The sequence below is a fragment of the Aquimarina addita genome, from assembly GCF_039539305.1.
GTDB lineage: Bacteria > Bacteroidota > Bacteroidia > Flavobacteriales > Flavobacteriaceae > Aquimarina > Aquimarina addita.
The window spans coordinates 137,162-153,033 of the sequence record NZ_BAABCW010000006.1 but is presented as its reverse complement, the minus strand read 5'-3'; the positions used below and the strand labels follow the sequence as shown (position 1 = coordinate 153,033).

The 15,872-nt window shown below is 31.8% G+C and carries 13 protein-coding genes; 7 read left to right on the top strand and 6 right to left on the bottom strand.

All coding sequences use genetic code 11. The features are described from left to right. The first annotated feature begins 551 nt into the window (after positions 1-551). Positions 552-1,367, top strand: a complete 816-nt coding sequence (locus ABD816_RS09565; protein WP_344926801.1) for a sensor histidine kinase — start codon at positions 552-554, stop codon at positions 1,365-1,367. A 121-nt stretch (positions 1,368-1,488) separates the two neighbouring features. Continuing rightward, positions 1,489-2,160 carry a response regulator gene (locus ABD816_RS09560; protein WP_344926799.1) on the top strand — a complete coding sequence of 224 codons (672 nt, stop codon included), beginning with the start codon at positions 1,489-1,491 and terminating at the stop codon, positions 2,158-2,160. 103 nt (positions 2,161-2,263) lie between these two features. On the opposite strand, the gene ABD816_RS09555 is transcribed toward ABD816_RS09560, so the two are convergent. The 4 genes from ABD816_RS09555 to ABD816_RS09540 form a co-directional block, all read right to left on the bottom strand. Then, positions 2,264-3,445 carry a THUMP-like domain-containing protein gene (locus tag ABD816_RS09555; RefSeq protein ID WP_344926797.1) on the bottom strand — a complete coding sequence of 394 codons (1,182 nt, stop codon included), beginning with the start codon at positions 3,443-3,445 and terminating at the stop codon, positions 2,264-2,266. A gap of 67 nt (positions 3,446-3,512) precedes the next feature. Further along, positions 3,513-4,601 (bottom strand): AI-2E family transporter, encoded by a 1,089-nt coding sequence (locus tag ABD816_RS09550; RefSeq protein ID WP_344926795.1) that lies wholly within the window; start codon positions 4,599-4,601, stop codon positions 3,513-3,515. Between the two features lie 107 nt (positions 4,602-4,708). After that, the gene (locus ABD816_RS09545; RefSeq protein ID WP_344926793.1) at positions 4,709-5,230 is read right to left on the bottom strand and encodes a TrmH family RNA methyltransferase; all 522 of its coding nucleotides are present in this window, start codon (positions 5,228-5,230) and stop codon (positions 4,709-4,711) included. A gap of 5 nt (positions 5,231-5,235) precedes the next feature. Then, complete coding sequence (locus ABD816_RS09540; RefSeq protein ID WP_344926790.1) at positions 5,236-5,883, bottom strand: DUF4159 domain-containing protein; 648 nt, start codon at positions 5,881-5,883, stop codon at positions 5,236-5,238. Between the two features lie 43 nt (positions 5,884-5,926). On the opposite strand from ABD816_RS09540, the gene ABD816_RS09535 reads away from it, so the two are divergent. The 4 genes from ABD816_RS09535 (at position 5,927) to ABD816_RS09520 (ending at position 9,375) form a co-directional block, all read left to right on the top strand. Further along, positions 5,927-6,646 carry a DUF1223 domain-containing protein gene (locus ABD816_RS09535; RefSeq protein ID WP_344926788.1) on the top strand — a complete coding sequence of 240 codons (720 nt, stop codon included), beginning with the start codon at positions 5,927-5,929 and terminating at the stop codon, positions 6,644-6,646. A gap of 156 nt (positions 6,647-6,802) precedes the next feature. Then, positions 6,803-7,369, top strand: coding sequence for an endonuclease V (locus ABD816_RS09530; protein WP_344926787.1), 567 nt, complete (start codon positions 6,803-6,805; stop codon positions 7,367-7,369). A gap of 13 nt (positions 7,370-7,382) precedes the next feature. Continuing rightward, entirely contained in the window at positions 7,383-8,024 is a 642-nt protein-coding gene (locus ABD816_RS09525) for a hypothetical protein (protein ID WP_344926785.1), read from the top strand. A gap of 409 nt (positions 8,025-8,433) precedes the next feature. Next, the gene (locus ABD816_RS09520; RefSeq protein ID WP_344926783.1) at positions 8,434-9,375 is read left to right on the top strand and encodes a DUF302 domain-containing protein; all 942 of its coding nucleotides are present in this window, start codon (positions 8,434-8,436) and stop codon (positions 9,373-9,375) included. Between the two features lie 88 nt (positions 9,376-9,463). Here ABD816_RS09520 and ABD816_RS09515 read toward each other — a convergent pair whose 3' ends face one another. Together ABD816_RS09515 and tsaD are read right to left on the bottom strand one after the other, a co-directional pair. Continuing rightward, positions 9,464-10,171 (bottom strand): 16S rRNA (uracil(1498)-N(3))-methyltransferase, encoded by a 708-nt coding sequence (locus tag ABD816_RS09515; RefSeq protein WP_344926781.1) that lies wholly within the window; start codon positions 10,169-10,171, stop codon positions 9,464-9,466. A gap of 168 nt (positions 10,172-10,339) precedes the next feature. Next, a complete protein-coding gene (tsaD, locus tag ABD816_RS09510; RefSeq protein WP_344926779.1) occupies positions 10,340-11,362 on the bottom strand; it encodes a tRNA (adenosine(37)-N6)-threonylcarbamoyltransferase complex transferase subunit TsaD in 1,023 nt (340 codons plus the stop codon). Positions 11,363-11,494: 132 nt separating this feature from the next. On the opposite strand from tsaD, the gene ABD816_RS09505 reads away from it, so the two are divergent. Further along, positions 11,495-15,868: a translocation/assembly module TamB domain-containing protein gene (locus ABD816_RS09505; protein WP_344926777.1), complete on the top strand. Its 4,374-nt coding sequence runs from the start codon at positions 11,495-11,497 to the stop codon at positions 15,866-15,868. Positions 15,869-15,872: the final 4 nt, after the last annotated feature.

Genomic DNA, 15,872 nt, shown 5'->3' with positions numbered 1-15,872 from the left:
ATTTTTAATACTATTCTTTATATAAAAGCCTTACATAGAAGTAAGGCTTTTATAATTTTTACAGTTTTTATTTTTGTTATTTGTATTATCCAAACTTGGATGACATTATCAAGTGTTATCTCACATAAGAATAATTTGTATTTGAATAATGTATTTTTTATTTCTCAATTTTTATTATTATCTATTTTTTATAAATTTTTAATAAAAAAGAAAATAGTATTATTTATTATATTGATTGTTCTATCATTTCTAGGATATCAATACTCACAAAATTATAGGTTATTTTTTATTTATAATTCTATTGGTATAACCTTGACTCAATCAATTTTAATAATATATTCATTATTTTATTTGTACCGATCGTTAATAATAGAAAAGCCAGAATTTTTATTAATTAATATTGGAATTTTTTTGTATCTCATATGTAGCACTCTAATTTTTGCATCAGGTAATTTAGTTTTTAATCTTAAAATTCCTAAAGATACTTATCTTTTACTTTTAAAGCTTAATGCTTTTATTTACATTATCTTCCAAATCTTAATTTTTGTTGAATGGAGAACGAATTATTACAAGAAGACGCACAAATAGTAGTTCTCATTTTGATCGCAATATCTGTATTGCTATTAATGGCAGTAGCATTAGTAGTATTTTTCTTCTTTTCTCGTAAAAAAATTATAGCAACAGAATTAGAAAAAAAAGACTTAACCATCTCTTACCAAAAAGAACTCCTGCACGCAACTATAGAAACTCAAGAAGAAGAGCGTAAGCGGATTGCCCAGGATTTACACGATGCTATTAGTGCTAAACTAAATGTAGTAAGCCTCAGTACCAATGTATTGATTGATGGTAGATTGAATCACAAAGAAAAAGAACAAACACTACAGCATATATTAGCTGTAACGACTAACACTCTGGAGAGTTCCAGACGATTAGCACATAATTTATTACCTCCGATTTTAGAGAATTTTGGTCTGCAGGCAGCTATAGAAGAGTTGTGCGATGAATTTATGAATAGTAAAAGTGTAACAATTGATTGTACCATAGCATATTCAAATATATTGTCTAAAAGCAACGAATTACATATTTTTAGAATTATACAAGAATTACTAAATAATTCGATACGACATGGAGAGGCAGAACATATTACTATACTATTAGAAAATAATGATGCCCAAGTAGATCTTAAATATATGGATCAAGGTAAAGGGTTTGATACTGGTTCTATTGATATAAAGAAAGGAATCGGACTCAGAAATATTGAAAGTAGGGTGGAAATGCTTAATGGAGAGCTAATCTATACAAGCGAAATTGGAAAAGGAGCAACGTTTACTATTAATATAGATTCAGTAAATAGAAATGATATATAACTCCTCTCTATTGAAGGAGAGATCGAGAGATGATATTTTTTGTAAGGAACCAATTGTATACTGTGTATATAATATTGTAACTAATATCAACAAAACATAACCAGTTTCTAAAATCTATCTCATGAAAAAAGACATTATAAAATTGGCGATTGCAGATGATGAGACCTTGTTTAGACAAGGAATTACCTTTATTTTAGATAAAGAAGTAAACATAGAAATCTGTATTCAGGCAGAAAATGGTAATGACTTAATCAAACAATTAGATCATACTAAAGAATTGCCAGAGGTAATTCTTATGGATCTAAAAATGCCAGATCTAAATGGAGTTGAAGCTACAAAAATAGTAAAGAAAAATTTTCCGGAAATTAAGATAATTGCTCTTACTAGTTATTATACAAAACCTTTTATACATAAGATGATACAGCAAGGTGCTGTGGCATATCTGGCTAAAAATGCTACGCCAACAGAGGTAATATATACCATTAATCAGGTCGCATTAAAGGGATTTTATTACAACCAACATGTAATGGAAATTTTAGAAGACGCTTCCTTAAAATCCACTACTAAAAGAAAAAATAGCGATGAGTTTTTGACTTCACGAGAACGCGAAATACTAAAGTTAATTTGTGAACAAAAAACAACAGCAGAGATTGGTGAACAATTGTTTATTAGTCCAAGAACTGTAGAAGGACATCGCAATAATTTATTAGTTAAAACAGGTGCTAAAAACATTGCAGGTCTTGTAATTCATGCTATAGAACATCAAATATTCGTTCGTAATGCAGAGATTTAGTGAATTAAGTAAGATATAAAGTACTGTAGCTAAGAAGTCCCTCTTCGAAGAGGTATTTAGGGAGATGTATTCTCTAAGTACAACCTAAGTATTGATGATATTTTTAGACTTTACTACAAACCAAAACTACCTTTTCATTAGAACTATTTGTTGTAAAGAATAAATATATCTGTCCGCCATCTTTAATTTTAAATTTCTTTCTGATACTAGCTACAGATTCTGGAAAATTGCGCGTTGTAATATTTGCTTTGGTAATGTTAGCTTTTTTTAGAAGTTTTTTTTGATAAGGCATGATCGTCTGTATCGTAAAACACCTTCCTGGAAAATCAATTACTTCATCTGAAGTATATAGATGTGAATTGATATGCAATTTTGAGAGCCCATACTCTTTTGCAACACTCAGGAAACCGCCACTTTTTAGAATTGCAGCATTGGGCTCATAGATATATTTTTTTGGTAAAGAAAATTTTGGGTTTATTAGAGATTCCTCTTGTAAAAAAAATGAAAATACATCCCTAACACCTTTAATCAAATTCACACAGTGAATTTTAGTAGGTTGATTTGTATCTTTTTCTAAAACCCACAACAATTCTTTTACCTCATTATGTAGCGCAACAATATGGATTTCTTTTACATATTGAAGTGACTGGATACCCGCATTGATATCCAGTAGCGGTGATGTTTTTAGTAGAATATTATTGCTTTTAGAAAATAGTACCTTCAAATGTTTGGGAACGTTGGGCAAACAGTCTTCTAAAAAAAATACTTTACCCTTGCTATCATGTCTTCTGGATGGGTCAATATATATCCAATCTATTGTTTTTTGTTGTGTTAAAATTTCTAACCCATCTTGAGTGACAACCTCTATGTTTTCTGCTTGTAATATTTTAAAATTATATGCAACAATGGCACTTAACTCAGCATTCAGTTCGCAATGAATTACCTGAGCAACTTTTTTAGAAAAATAATAGTCGTCAATCCCAAAGCCTCCTGTAAGGTCGATTAATCGCTCTCCTGAGACTAATTCACTTTTATATAATGCAGTAGCCTCAGAAGAAGTTTGTTCTAGATTCAGAATCGGCGGATAATAGATATTCTTAGTCTGATACCATAGTGGGAGTTTATCTTTGGCTTTACGTCTTCCATTAATTTGTTGTGCTAACTCTTGAATTGTAATTTCAGTAAAAGGACTTCCTGAAAGAATAAGTGTATTAATATCAACGTTACTTTTTGATTTTTCTATTATAAAATTCTGTATGTATTTATGTACTATTTTTAAGTTCAAGAATTGGAGTCAGTATTAGATTAGTAATGAGAATAAAAGATTATATATAAAAGTAAATAATAAGTAATTATAGTTCCTTTGTCAACTGTTTCACGATTTTGTATTCAGATAAAAATTCTTTAGCAACTACTTTAATCGCTGTGTAAAAAGGTACTGCGACAATCAATCCTCCAATCCCAAAGAGCGCTCCAAAAATTAGAATAGCAAGAAAAATTTCCAGTGGATGTGATTTTACACTGTTTCCAAAAATTAGAGGTTGATTCAGGAAATTATCTATAAGTTGGATTACGATATATCCAATTAATATATAGGTCAGTTTTGGTAAAAGTACTGTAGAAAAATCAAGTTCGAGGTGACTTGTCGTTGCTAATATAAGGACTAAGGCTCCACCAAAAAGAGGACCTATGTAAGGGATTAAATTAAAAATAGCTGCGATTAATGCTACCGCAATAGGATTATTTACACCAAAAACTAAAAGTAGAATGGCGTATAATATAAATAATATAAGTACCTGAAGTAATAAGCCCACAAAATATCGCGATAACAAATCTTTGATTTTAGTAAAAGCTCTTTTAAATTTCGTTTCGTCTTCACGCTTAGCAAAAACCAACATACTATTTTCCAGAAGTCGGCTGTCTTTTAATAAAAAGAATGAAATAAATAGCACAGAAAATAAGCCAATCATAATTCCTCCAAAAGCATTTAAAAAGGTATTGATAATATCAGGAATAGCTTTGAGGTCAAAGAATTCCATGAATTCTGTTTGTTTGATTAGCTCTGGGAAATTGATTTTTTCTATAGAAAAATAATCGCTGGCATCTTGATTAAGACGATCAAATTTTTCTCCTATCTGGTAGATGTCAATTTCACCAATCAGCCTACCTTGATCGGTAATGATAGGTACAAAAAGTAAAAATATACAAAAGAATAGTGCTATGGTTATTAATAGAGTGCAGATGACAGCAAGTAGGTTATTAAATTTTAGTTTTCTCTTAAGAAAAAAGACGAATGGTCTTCCCATTAAAGAAATCACTGCAGCAAAAGTGATGTATAAGAGGATAGACTGTATTTTATATAAAAAAAACAGCAATAATAAGACACCAACGATCACAGCTATTGCTCTGAGAATACCATAAGCAATTGTTTTAGAATTCATGAGTTAGTCATTAAGAAATTAGTATTGGTTACAAAGTATTCAGTTTTATGCATGTTCTTGTATTTTTAGCTACCATTAGCTATAAAAGATGCTAGTCAAAAAAGTTATCAGTCACCTCTGGCAGCCAGTTGTTTCGTAATCTCATATAGAGCTATGCCTGTTGCGGTAGCTACATTCATACTACTATTAATACCATACATGTTAATATGTACGGTTTGCGTTATTTTTGTTAAAACTTCTTCTGAAATTCCATTTTTTTCTTCTCCTATTATTAGTGCTATTTTAGAGTCAGGGTCAAAATTATATTCAGAGATAGGAACACTATTCTTAGTAATTTCTAATCCAAAAACGATGTATCCCTGAGATATTAGTGTATCAATTACCGAAATTATATTTTCTTTTTGTTGATACGGAATGATTTCGTGAGTAGCTCTTGCTGTTCGCTGCATGCGTTTACTTTCTACAGAAATATCAGTACCACAAAAATATATTTGTGATACCCCAAAACTATCTGCAGTTCTAAAAATACTACCAATATTAGCAGGAGAATTTACTTGATCACAGATGATGATAATAGGAAATTTATTTTTGATAAATACGGTATTATCGTGATGTAGTTGTTCTGCCATTGTTACTAATTCTCAAAAGCATACTTAATAATATTCGCTCCCATTTTTAGCGCTTTTTGGCGGACTTCTTCGGGATCATTGTGGATCTCAGGATTTTCCCATCCATCTCCAAGATCACTTTCAAAAGTGAATAGTAATATTAATCTACCTTCATGACTAATTCCCAACGCCTGAGGTCGAGCTCCATCGTGTTCATGTATTTTAGGTAATCCTTTTGGGAAATCAAAACTGCTCGAAAAAATAGGGTGGGAGACGGGTAATTCTGTTAATTCTTTATCAGGAAAAACTTTGACTAATTCTTTTCTGATGTAAGGTTCCATTCCATAATTGTCGTCAATATGTAAAAAACCACCACTTAATAAGTAATTTCTTAGATTTTCTGCATCCTGTTCTGTGAAAAACACATTGCCATGACCTGTCATATGAATATAAGGATACTGAAAAATATCAATACTTTCTGGTTTTACCGTTTTGTGTTTAGGATCAATAGCAGTCTTAATATTTTGATTACAGAAAGCGATCAGGTTAGGTAATGCTGTAGGGTTACTGTACCAGTCACCACCACCATTATACTGTAATACTGCAATATCCTGAGCAAATAAACTTGTTGAGAAAAATAACAAACATAAAAAAGATGTAAGCTTTATAATCATGAGCGTCTAAATAATAGAATCTAAAAGTACTAAAATAAACGAAATGATACAGCACCTTTTGACACTATTAACGCTCATTATTTCTATAACAGGAATAGCACAGGATGATGATAATGCAGTCATAGTAATGGAACTGTTTACGTCTCAGGGGTGTAGTAGTTGTCCTCCAGCAGATGATTTATTAGAGGAAATCAAAGATACATATAAGAATGATCAGGTATTTGTATTATCATATCACGTGGATTATTGGAATCGTCTGGGGTGGAAAGACCCATTTAGTCAGACAGTATTTAGTGATTATCAACGGGAGTACGCGCAAAAATTTGACAGTAGATCTATGTATACACCACAGCTGGTAGTAAATGGAAGCGAACATTTTTCAGGTTCTGATAGTGTCAAAGTGCAGAATGCTTTACAAAGATATGCTGGTATAGATGCTGTAAATGAAATATATCTGACCAATGTAGAAAAAGAAAGCACCAGCATTGCCTTAGAATACTTAGTAAAAGGCGATGAGTTTGCCAGGTTAACGCTTGCATTAGTTATTTCAGAACGTATAACCAAAATAGGAAGAGGCGAAAATCGAAATAAAACCCTTAAAAACACCAATATCGTAGCCGCTCGTTTGGTAGAAACAAAAAAATCTGGTGGTGTTTTATTAGGAATACCTGATTGGATGAACGATACAGATGAACTTTCTGTTATAGGGTATACCCAGGATACAACTATGAAAGTTACTGGTGCATTCAAAATTGAATTATAAATGCTCTGGTTCATTTTAGTGTTGACTAAATAATAGTTCAATATCCCTGTTCTTATATTTTGAAGTATGTATACATTTAGAAACCAGAGATAAATAATATTCTTATAATACATGCAATACAAGGAAGGAAGTAATAATTAGAAGTTTCTTCATATCTTGCTCATTATTACATCTTTTTATAACTATAGAAAGTCTTTAAAAAAATCCCTATTTATGATACTGGCATTTGATACATATTATTATGATAACAAAGCTAAAACGGTATGTCTTAGCTTTGAAGAATGGACTGATGATACGCCCGTACAGATTTATTCTGAAGTTATAGAAGATATAGCTGAATATGAACCGGGAGCATTCTATAAAAGAGAAATGCCGTGTATACTTAGTTTATTAAAAACCATAAACCTGAAAAATGTAGATTGTATCATTGTGGATAGCTTTGTCTTGCTTAATGATGAAGGTAAATTAGGGTTAGGTGGTCATTTATATAAAGCTTTAGACAATAAGATACCAATTATAGGGGTAGCTAAATCCGGGTTTCATGAAAATAAAAGAAATGTAAAAGAATTAATACGTGGAGAAAGTAAAAAGCCACTGTATGTATCTGCTATAGGAATCACATTAGAAACAGCTTACCAATTGATAAAAAAAATGCATGGAGATTATAGAATGCCAACATTACTACAACTATTAGACAGACATACTAAAAACGAATTAATATGATATATTTTAAACTATGATTAAAAATATTTTTTTACTTTTTGGATTGTTTATGGTTTCTTGTCATATAAATCCGGATTACAGCTCAAATATCTCTCCTGATTTTGTTTCTATTGCTCCTCCTGATACAGAAATGATGAAATTTCCTTACCAGGTATTTTTTGAATCATTAAAAATGGATCAATTAACGGATACTATACTGGTTCAATCCAGGGTAAGAGTATTTGGTTGTGGAACTGCTGCTATTCAATATGCAGAGAATTTAAGAAAATCTAATTTGCAAAAATTTTATGATCAATATGGAAATATTTTGTCAGATAAAAAATGGGTATCCCGATTTGAAAAAAATAACAATCTTAAAATAATATGGGTTTCTCGTGGTAATGAAGGAGAACTTTTGCAATTAGAAGATGAAAAATTACATATAAATCATTCACTAGAGGAGAGGCTACTTAGCGAAAAGTGTTTTGTTAAATTTATAGAGGAACCAAGCAGCCTGAAGAAATTACAGATCAAAATGACCGTTGCTTTTCCGCAAAAAGAGAAGGCATTATATACCGTTCACTCTTTAAGTAAACAAAAAGGTATATGGAGTATTGATGCTATAGATAAAGAAGAATGGAGTGGACATAATTTTAAGAGAGCCTACTACCCCTGATCAATTGTATTAGTAACATCTACATTTTTTAATCAGTAGAATTCCTCAAGGATCCGTCTGTACTGTAGTCCATAGAACCAAGATAAAGAAGTCTTATTTCCTGATTCTTATAGTGAATTGGTCTCGTTTTTCTTACCTCGCACCCTTAGGTCGACGTAGTTTATTTTAATCTTACCAGAAAATAGGCTTAAATGAATATTAGCGATACATTATGAGTGATAAAAACGGAAGTATATTTATCAGGTAAAATTTTTTAAAAAGTTAAATTTTATTAAAAACAGGTAATCTATTGTTAACTATACACTCTAAGAGAAGTAATAAAAATGATTTTTGTATTCTAGGATAAAGTTAAAAAAGATATTTAGTAACTTTCATAAGCTATAACTGTTTATTAGTTAAATAATTAAAGATGATACAAGTACAAGACCGTTTCTATATTATTTTGATCTCTGTCACCATACTGTTATTTTCTTGTAGAGATGACGACAAACCGGATACAAACACCAATATAATAGTAGTGGAAGGTCTTTCTTATACAAAAAGTTCGTTAAGTTTTCAGGAAACTGATGAGGCAATAAAGAATGCATTAGATGCAATAGCTCCCATAAGCATAGTTGCTGAGGTGAATCACAGTAATAACGCTACATCAGTAGATCAGGAATTAGATAGTACGAAGGTAATCTTATTTGGTAATCCGGCTTTAGGTACCTCATTAATGCAAGAAAATCAATTAGTGGGATTAGACTTACCACAAAAGCTATTTATTTTTAGAGATACCAAAGATACTTTGACAAATATACTAGTGGGATTTAATAATACCTCTTATCTCAAAGCTAGACACGGACTAATAAATAATGATACAATTTTAAATACAATAGAGACTGCATTGACTAATTTTGCATCCAGTGTATCTGATGAGGAATTGGTGATGATAGAGTCAGGTTCGATTACATTAGGGCAAGGCATTATTACAAAAACCAGCGCACAAAGCTTTGAAGATACTTATAACGGTTTAGTGACCGCTATTGATGGTAATGAAAATTTACGATTGGTAACAACTCTGGATCATCAGGCAAATGCTGCTACAGTAGATTTAGAATTAAATCCAACCAGATTGGTAGTTTTTGGAAACCCCAACCTGGGAACTCCATTAATGCAAAATTCTCGGACAACTGGTATTGATTTACCTCAAAAAATATTAGTATGGCAAGATGATAATGAGTTGGTTTATATCTCATACAATGATCCTGCATATTTACAATGGAGGCACGATATTACTGATAATGAAGAAATATTGACTACAATATCCACAGCACTTGATAATCTAACGAATGCTGCTGGCGGATTATAGTGTTTCTACTTCAGATACGTGTAAAGAAGTTTTTGTTAACTATAATCAAGCTAATAACCATATTAGTAAAGTAAGTTAATACTAGTTGCTACAACTCATTTAGAAAAGAAACACTGTGAGTTGCAACAATCGCAGCGGTTTCTGTTCTTAGTCGAGTTTCTCCAAGTGTTACAGCCGTATATCCAGATGTGAGTGCTAATTCAATTTCTTTAGTAGAAAAATCGCCCTCAGGACCAATGAGAATTGTCGTACAACTTTTTAGTTGGAGAACGTTTTTTAAAGATTGTTTTTTTGTCTCTTCACAATGTGCAATTAATAGCTGATCGTCGGTATGCTGAGCTATAAATTCTGAATAAGTGATTGCATTATGTAATTTAGGTAAATACGATTGTAAAGATTGTTTCATAGCACTTTGCAAAATACGTTCGAAACGATCGTGTTTTATTACTTTTCGTTCGCTATGATCGCAAATGATAGGGGTGATTTCATCAATACCTATTTCTGTTGCTTTTTCTAAAAACCACTCGTATCGGTCATTCATTTTGGTAGGTGCTACGGCAAGATGTAATCTATAGTCCTTAATAGGTTGTAGTTTTTTATGAAGTAGCTTGATAACACATTTATTGGGGCTGGAGAAAGTAATGATACCAGTAAATTGTAGACCTAATCCATTGGTGATATATAAAGTATCACCTTCTTTTTTACGTAAAACTTTGCTGATATGTTTGCTTTCTTCTCTGGAGAAACTAAATTCCCTATCAGATTCGGTAAGTTCCTTACTATAAAATAATTGCATGTTTACGTTGATATTTTTAAGTTTAATCGCCGAATTATTGATTTGTATACTCCGTTCAAAGTATGCTGTCGTTTTTATTCTTCTTTTACTAAAATGACTGGTTTTTTTTGTGTTTATCGTTCTTAAAATTTAATATATAATAAGGCATATTTACTACGATATTAGAACCTAAAATTTTGTTCTCGCTTTGGCAACTACGCTCATATCAGTAAATTCATTGTTAAGAAATTTTAGGTATCCTACAATTCCAATCATAGCTGCATTATCCGTTGTATACTCAAACTTAGGGATGAATGTAGTCCACCCATATTTTTGTTCACCATCTTTTAATGCTTTACGGATTCCTGAATTGGCAGACACACCGCCACCAATTGCAATTGATTTGATACCAGTTTCTTTAGAGGCTTTTTTTAAACCATCCATTAGGATGTTAATAATAGTATATTGTAATGAAGCACAAATATCTTCCAGATTTTCCTTTATGAAATTGGGATTTTCTTTAACTTGCTTTTGTATAAAGTATAATACATTAGTTTTAAGCCCGCTAAAGCTGAAATTTAATCCATTTACCTTTGGTTTAGTAAATTGAAATGCTTTTGGATTCCCTGATTTTGCATATTTATCAATTAATGGGCCTCCGGGATAGGGCAATCCTAGAGTTTTAGCACTTTTGTCAAATGCTTCTCCCACAGCATCATCTAATGTTTGCCCGATAACTTCCATTTGAAAATGATCAGTAACACGTACAATCTGAGTGTGACCACCACTAATAGTCATTGCCAGAAATGGAAAAGTAGGTTTTGTATAGTTTTCTTCTTCAATAAAGTGTGCCAGAATATGTGCTTGCATATGATCTATATCAATAAGCGGAATATCGAGAGCTAATGCTAACGACTTAGCAAATGAAGTACCTACGAGTAAAGATCCCATTAAACCAGGTCCTTTGGTAAAAGCAATAGCACTTAGTTGAGATTTGCTGATACCTGCCTGTTTTAATGCTTGATCAATTACAGGAACGATGTTCTGTTGATGGGCTCTGGAGGCCAATTCTGGAACCACACCGCCATACTGTTCATGGATTTTTTGGGTAGCAACAACATTTGATAATACAGTACCGTTGTATAATACAGCAGCCGCCGTATCATCACAGGAAGACTCAATACCTAGGATATATACATTTTGTGAGCTCATTGTGAGGAAAAGGGCATAGAAATTGTTAATATTGTCAGCAAAGTTAAAACAATAAAACGTATCAAAAAATTAGTTAATATATTTAAAAGGGGTATAACTATCTTAATTGTACTTTTTGTGCTAATGGTGATTATGTTTTCAATTCCTTCGGTACAGACTTTTTTTGGAAAAAAAGCTACTAATTACTTAAATGATAGATATGGTGTCGATATTAACGTAGGGCGTGTATCATTAGGGTATGACGGAGATATTGAACTACGTGACATCTTTATAAAAGATCACCATCAGGATACGTTGATTTATGCAGAGAGTCTTGCTACTTCTATTCTTAATATTAATGAAATAGCCAACAGGCAACCCGAATTAGGGGATGCTACTATAGAAAAGTTGATTCTTAGAATGAAGATGTATAAGGATGAGACCAGTGACAATCTTATGATTTTTGTGCGTAAGTTTAATAGTAATAAGCCTAAGTCTGATTCTAAATTTGTATTGACAACAGCAAGTGTATTACTGAGTAATGGAGAATTCAGTTACATAAATGAAAACCTGAGTAACCCTGAAGCTTTAGTACTTAAAGATATTTCTCTGGATGGAGAAAGTCTGAAAGTAGATGGTCCCAATTTTTATATAACATCAAATACCTTAAAGTTTACAGAGAACCGCGGACTCAATATATCCAATCTGAGTACAAAATTTTCTCTTACATCGGGTGAAATGAAGTTCAATGATCTCAGTTTAGAGACCAATGATTCTAAAGTTAAAGGAACAATATTGTTTTCATATCTTCCTGAGGAAATGTCAGATTTTGTAAATAAAGTGAATATTACTGCCACTCTGGACGATGCAATTATTTCTACTAATGATTTGATACCTTTTTATAAAGAATTTGGTGACAATGAAGAAATTAAAGTAAGAAATACAACATTAAGTGGTACGCTTAACGATTTTGAAATTAAAAATTCGGATATAACCGGATTAGACAGATCCATTATCAAAGGAACTATAAGAATACAGAATGCTGTAACCGATAATTCTAAACTCAAGCTAGAAGGTGATTTTACAAATCTTACTACTAATTATTATGATTTAGTCAATCTCTTACCTCGTATTCTGGGAGAATCGTTGCCTAAACAATTATATCAATTAGGAAGTCTAAAAGCAGTAGGTAATGCAATAGTTACTGCGAGAGATCTTGATATTGATATGGATGTTTTTTCGCAATTGGGAACAATTAATGCCTTCGTTATTCTTGGAGGGTTGGATAATGTAAAAAAAGCAACGTATAATGGTAATATAATCTCTAATAATTTTAATCTGGGACAATTACTGGGCAAGAAACGTTTAGGCACTGCATCTTTTGATATTCATGTAGATGGAAGTGGATTTACCCTAAAAAACCTAAACACTAAACTAGAGGGAGATATTAGAAAATTTCAATTTAACGGATATACCTATACGAATCTAAAGGTCTTAGGAAATCTAAAAGATCCGGTTTTTGATGGTGAACTGACCTCAAATGACCCTAATGTTAAGTTTAAATTTAATGGAGTAGCAGATTTATCAGAAGAAATTAATAATTATGATTTTACTGCAAATGTCGATCATATAGATCTGAAAGCATTACATATTTTTACCAGAGATAGTATAGCAGTATTTAATGGTGATGTATATATGAATATGCAGGGCACTAGTGTGAATGACGCTTTTGGTACAATTGCTTTTGCCAAGACATTATATAAGAATCAAAATGATAGTTATTATTTTGAGGATTTTGAGATTACTTCCAGTTTTGATGAAGAAAATATCCGTACTATTAAAATGGATAGTCCCGATATTATTGATGGTAGTGTAAGGGGAGTGTTTAGATTCGAAAATGTATATGATCTATTTCGTAATTCTATTGGTAGTCTCTATGCTAATTTTGAACCAACTGCCATTACGGATAACGAATTTATGGAATTTAATTTTAAGATTTATAATAAAATTGTTGATGTATTTTTTCCCGAAATAGAGTTTGCTCCCAATACCTTTATGAAAGGCAAAGTAGAAAGTAATGATTCTGAGTTTAAGCTTAGTTTTAAGTCTCCATCTATAAAGGCTTTTAATAATTATATGGAAAAGGTGGATATACAGGTGGATAATAAAAATCCTCTGTTTAATACCTATATTGCAATTGATAGTATTGACACAGAGTATTATGATGTTTCTAAATTTAGCTTGATTAATGTAACGCTAAAAGATACACTGTTTATGAGATCAGAATTTAAAGGAGGGAAGAATAATGTAGATGCTTACAATTTAGAATTGTATCATACCATTAATGAAAATAATAAATCAGTTATAGGGCTTAGGAAATCAGATTTTACTTTTAAAGGATATACTTGGTATGCAAACCCTTATAAGAGTAAAAGCAGTAATCAAATAGTATTTGATAATAATTTTAAAAATGTAGATATACAATCTATATTATTTAAACATGAGGATGAAGAAGCAATTATATCCGGTACTATGGAAGGATCGGATCATAAAGACATAAAAGCAGTTTTTAAAGAAGTCGATCTTAATAAAATTACACCGTCTATAGAAAATCTGGCTTTAGCAGGATGGGTAGATGGAGATGTAACTTTATTTCAAGACGAAGGAATATATTTTCCCAGTTCTACGATTATCATTAATGATTTCATGATAAATAAATCTCCTATTGGAGAATTAAGAGTCAATGTAGCAGGGAATGAATCACTTTCTGAGTACAAAATAAACACCAGGCTGGTGAATAATGATAATATCAAAACATTATCTGCTATAGGTTCTATCAATATGGCTGATAATAGTTCTAACATGAATATCGATGTTTCTTTAGATCAATTTGATATAAAAGGTTTTAGTGATCTGGGAGGTATTGTCTTATCAGATCTTAGAGGATTAGTAAGCGGACAAGCTAAAATTACTGGAAACTATACAAATCCATCAATAGCAGGAACGCTTAAGCTAAATGAGGCAGGTCTTAAATTCCCATATCTGAATGTTGATCTTAATTTGAAGAAAAACTCTCGCGTGGTATTAGATGAACAACAATTTTACTTTGATCAGATTGATATTACCGATAGTAAATATAAAACCAAAGGTATTCTTGATGGATATATAAGTCACAAAGGGTTTAAAAAATGGAATCTGGGATTAGATATTATTGCCAAAGATCGATTATTGGTGCTAGACACAGAAGAAACGGATGATGCACTTTATTACGGAACAGGATTTATAAGAGGAGATGCTACTATTAATGGCCCTACTGATGAATTAGTCATAGATGTAAATGCCAGAACACAAGAAGGAACTGTTTTTAAAATACCCTTGAATGATTCAGAATCCATAGGGGATAATTCATACATTCATTTTTTGAGTCCTGAAGAAAAGCAAGCACGTCTGGAAGGAAAAGAAGTTATTTTAAATGAGATTAAAGGGCTTGCTTTAAATTTTGAATTAGATGTAAATAAAAATGCCTTGGTAGAAGTCGTAGTAGATAAAAATACAGGTAGTTCTCTAAAAGGTAGAGGAGCAGGAACATTGCTTATCGAAATAAATACCAACGGTAAATTTAATATGTGGGGAGATTTTGTTGCCTATGAAGGGAGTTATAATTTTAGATATGGAGCGTTTTTAGGTAAAGATTTTACCGTAAGGTCTGGTGGAAGTATTAACTGGGATGGCAGTCCTACAAGAGCGGTTCTGGATCTAAGTGCCGTGTATAAGACCGAAGCTAATCCAGCTATTTTATTAGAGAATGCGTCTGTAAATCGTAAAGTACCTGTTGAGGTTGTAGTAGATCTTAAAGGAGAACTAACACAACCGGATTTAGAGTTCAATATAGAATTACCAAGCTTAAGCTCTGTAGCAAAAAGTGAAATAGAATATCAGTTAGAAGATCAGGCAACAAAAGAACTTCAGGCACTCTCATTAGTAACGCAGGGGCAGTTTTATAGCGGAAATCTCGACCCTACTTTCATAACAGGAAATCTGGTAGAGCGTGCTACGGGATTGGTGAATGGTATTTTTGCCGGAGATGATGATAAATTTCAGATAGGTTTAAATTATGTGCAGGGTAACAGGACCATTGATGACGAAGCTTCAGATCAGTTTGGTGTCACCTTATCTACACATATTAATAACAAAATACTTATTAACGGAAGTGTAGGGGTACCTCTGGGAGGTGTGAGCGAATCTGTGGTAACCGGTGATGTAGAGGTGGCTTATTTATTTAATGAAGAAGGAACTTTTCGTGGAACCGTGTTTAATAGACAAAATGAAATTCAATTTATAGGAGAAACGCTAGGATATAAGCAAGGAGTGGGACTCTCTTACGCAGTAGATTTCAGTAATTTTAATGAATTATGGAGAAAAATTTTTAGAACTAAAAAAAATCAAGATTCAACAGCAGTTAAAATTAAGGATACAATGAATCTAGAAACACCAGATTATATTAATTTTACAGAAAAGAATCAATAAACAT

Bases quoted from the DNA above. Each gene is read 5' to 3' on its own strand.
- ABD816_RS09540 (WP_344926790.1), bottom strand. From the start codon at position 5,883: ATGATTATAAAGCTTACATCTTTTTTATGTTTGTTATTTTTCTCAACA.
- ABD816_RS09560 (WP_344926799.1), top strand. From the start codon at position 1,489: ATGAAAAAAGACATTATAAAATTGGCGATTGCAGATGATGAGACCTTG.
- ABD816_RS09515 (WP_344926781.1), bottom strand. From the start codon at position 10,171: ATGCAATTATTTTATAGTAAGGAACTTACCGAATCTGATAGGGAATTT.
- ABD816_RS09520 (WP_344926783.1), top strand. From the start codon at position 8,434: ATGATACAAGTACAAGACCGTTTCTATATTATTTTGATCTCTGTCACC.
- tsaD (WP_344926779.1), bottom strand. From the start codon at position 11,362: ATGAGCTCACAAAATGTATATATCCTAGGTATTGAGTCTTCCTGTGAT.
- ABD816_RS09550 (WP_344926795.1), bottom strand. From the start codon at position 4,601: ATGAATTCTAAAACAATTGCTTATGGTATTCTCAGAGCAATAGCTGTG.
- ABD816_RS09535 (WP_344926788.1), top strand. From the start codon at position 5,927: ATGATACAGCACCTTTTGACACTATTAACGCTCATTATTTCTATAACA.
- ABD816_RS09545 (WP_344926793.1), bottom strand. From the start codon at position 5,230: ATGGCAGAACAACTACATCACGATAATACCGTATTTATCAAAAATAAA.
- ABD816_RS09525 (WP_344926785.1), top strand. From the start codon at position 7,383: ATGATTAAAAATATTTTTTTACTTTTTGGATTGTTTATGGTTTCTTGT.
- ABD816_RS09565 (WP_344926801.1), top strand. From the start codon at position 552: ATGGAGAACGAATTATTACAAGAAGACGCACAAATAGTAGTTCTCATT.
- ABD816_RS09505 (WP_344926777.1), top strand. From the start codon at position 11,495: ATGTTTTCAATTCCTTCGGTACAGACTTTTTTTGGAAAAAAAGCTACT.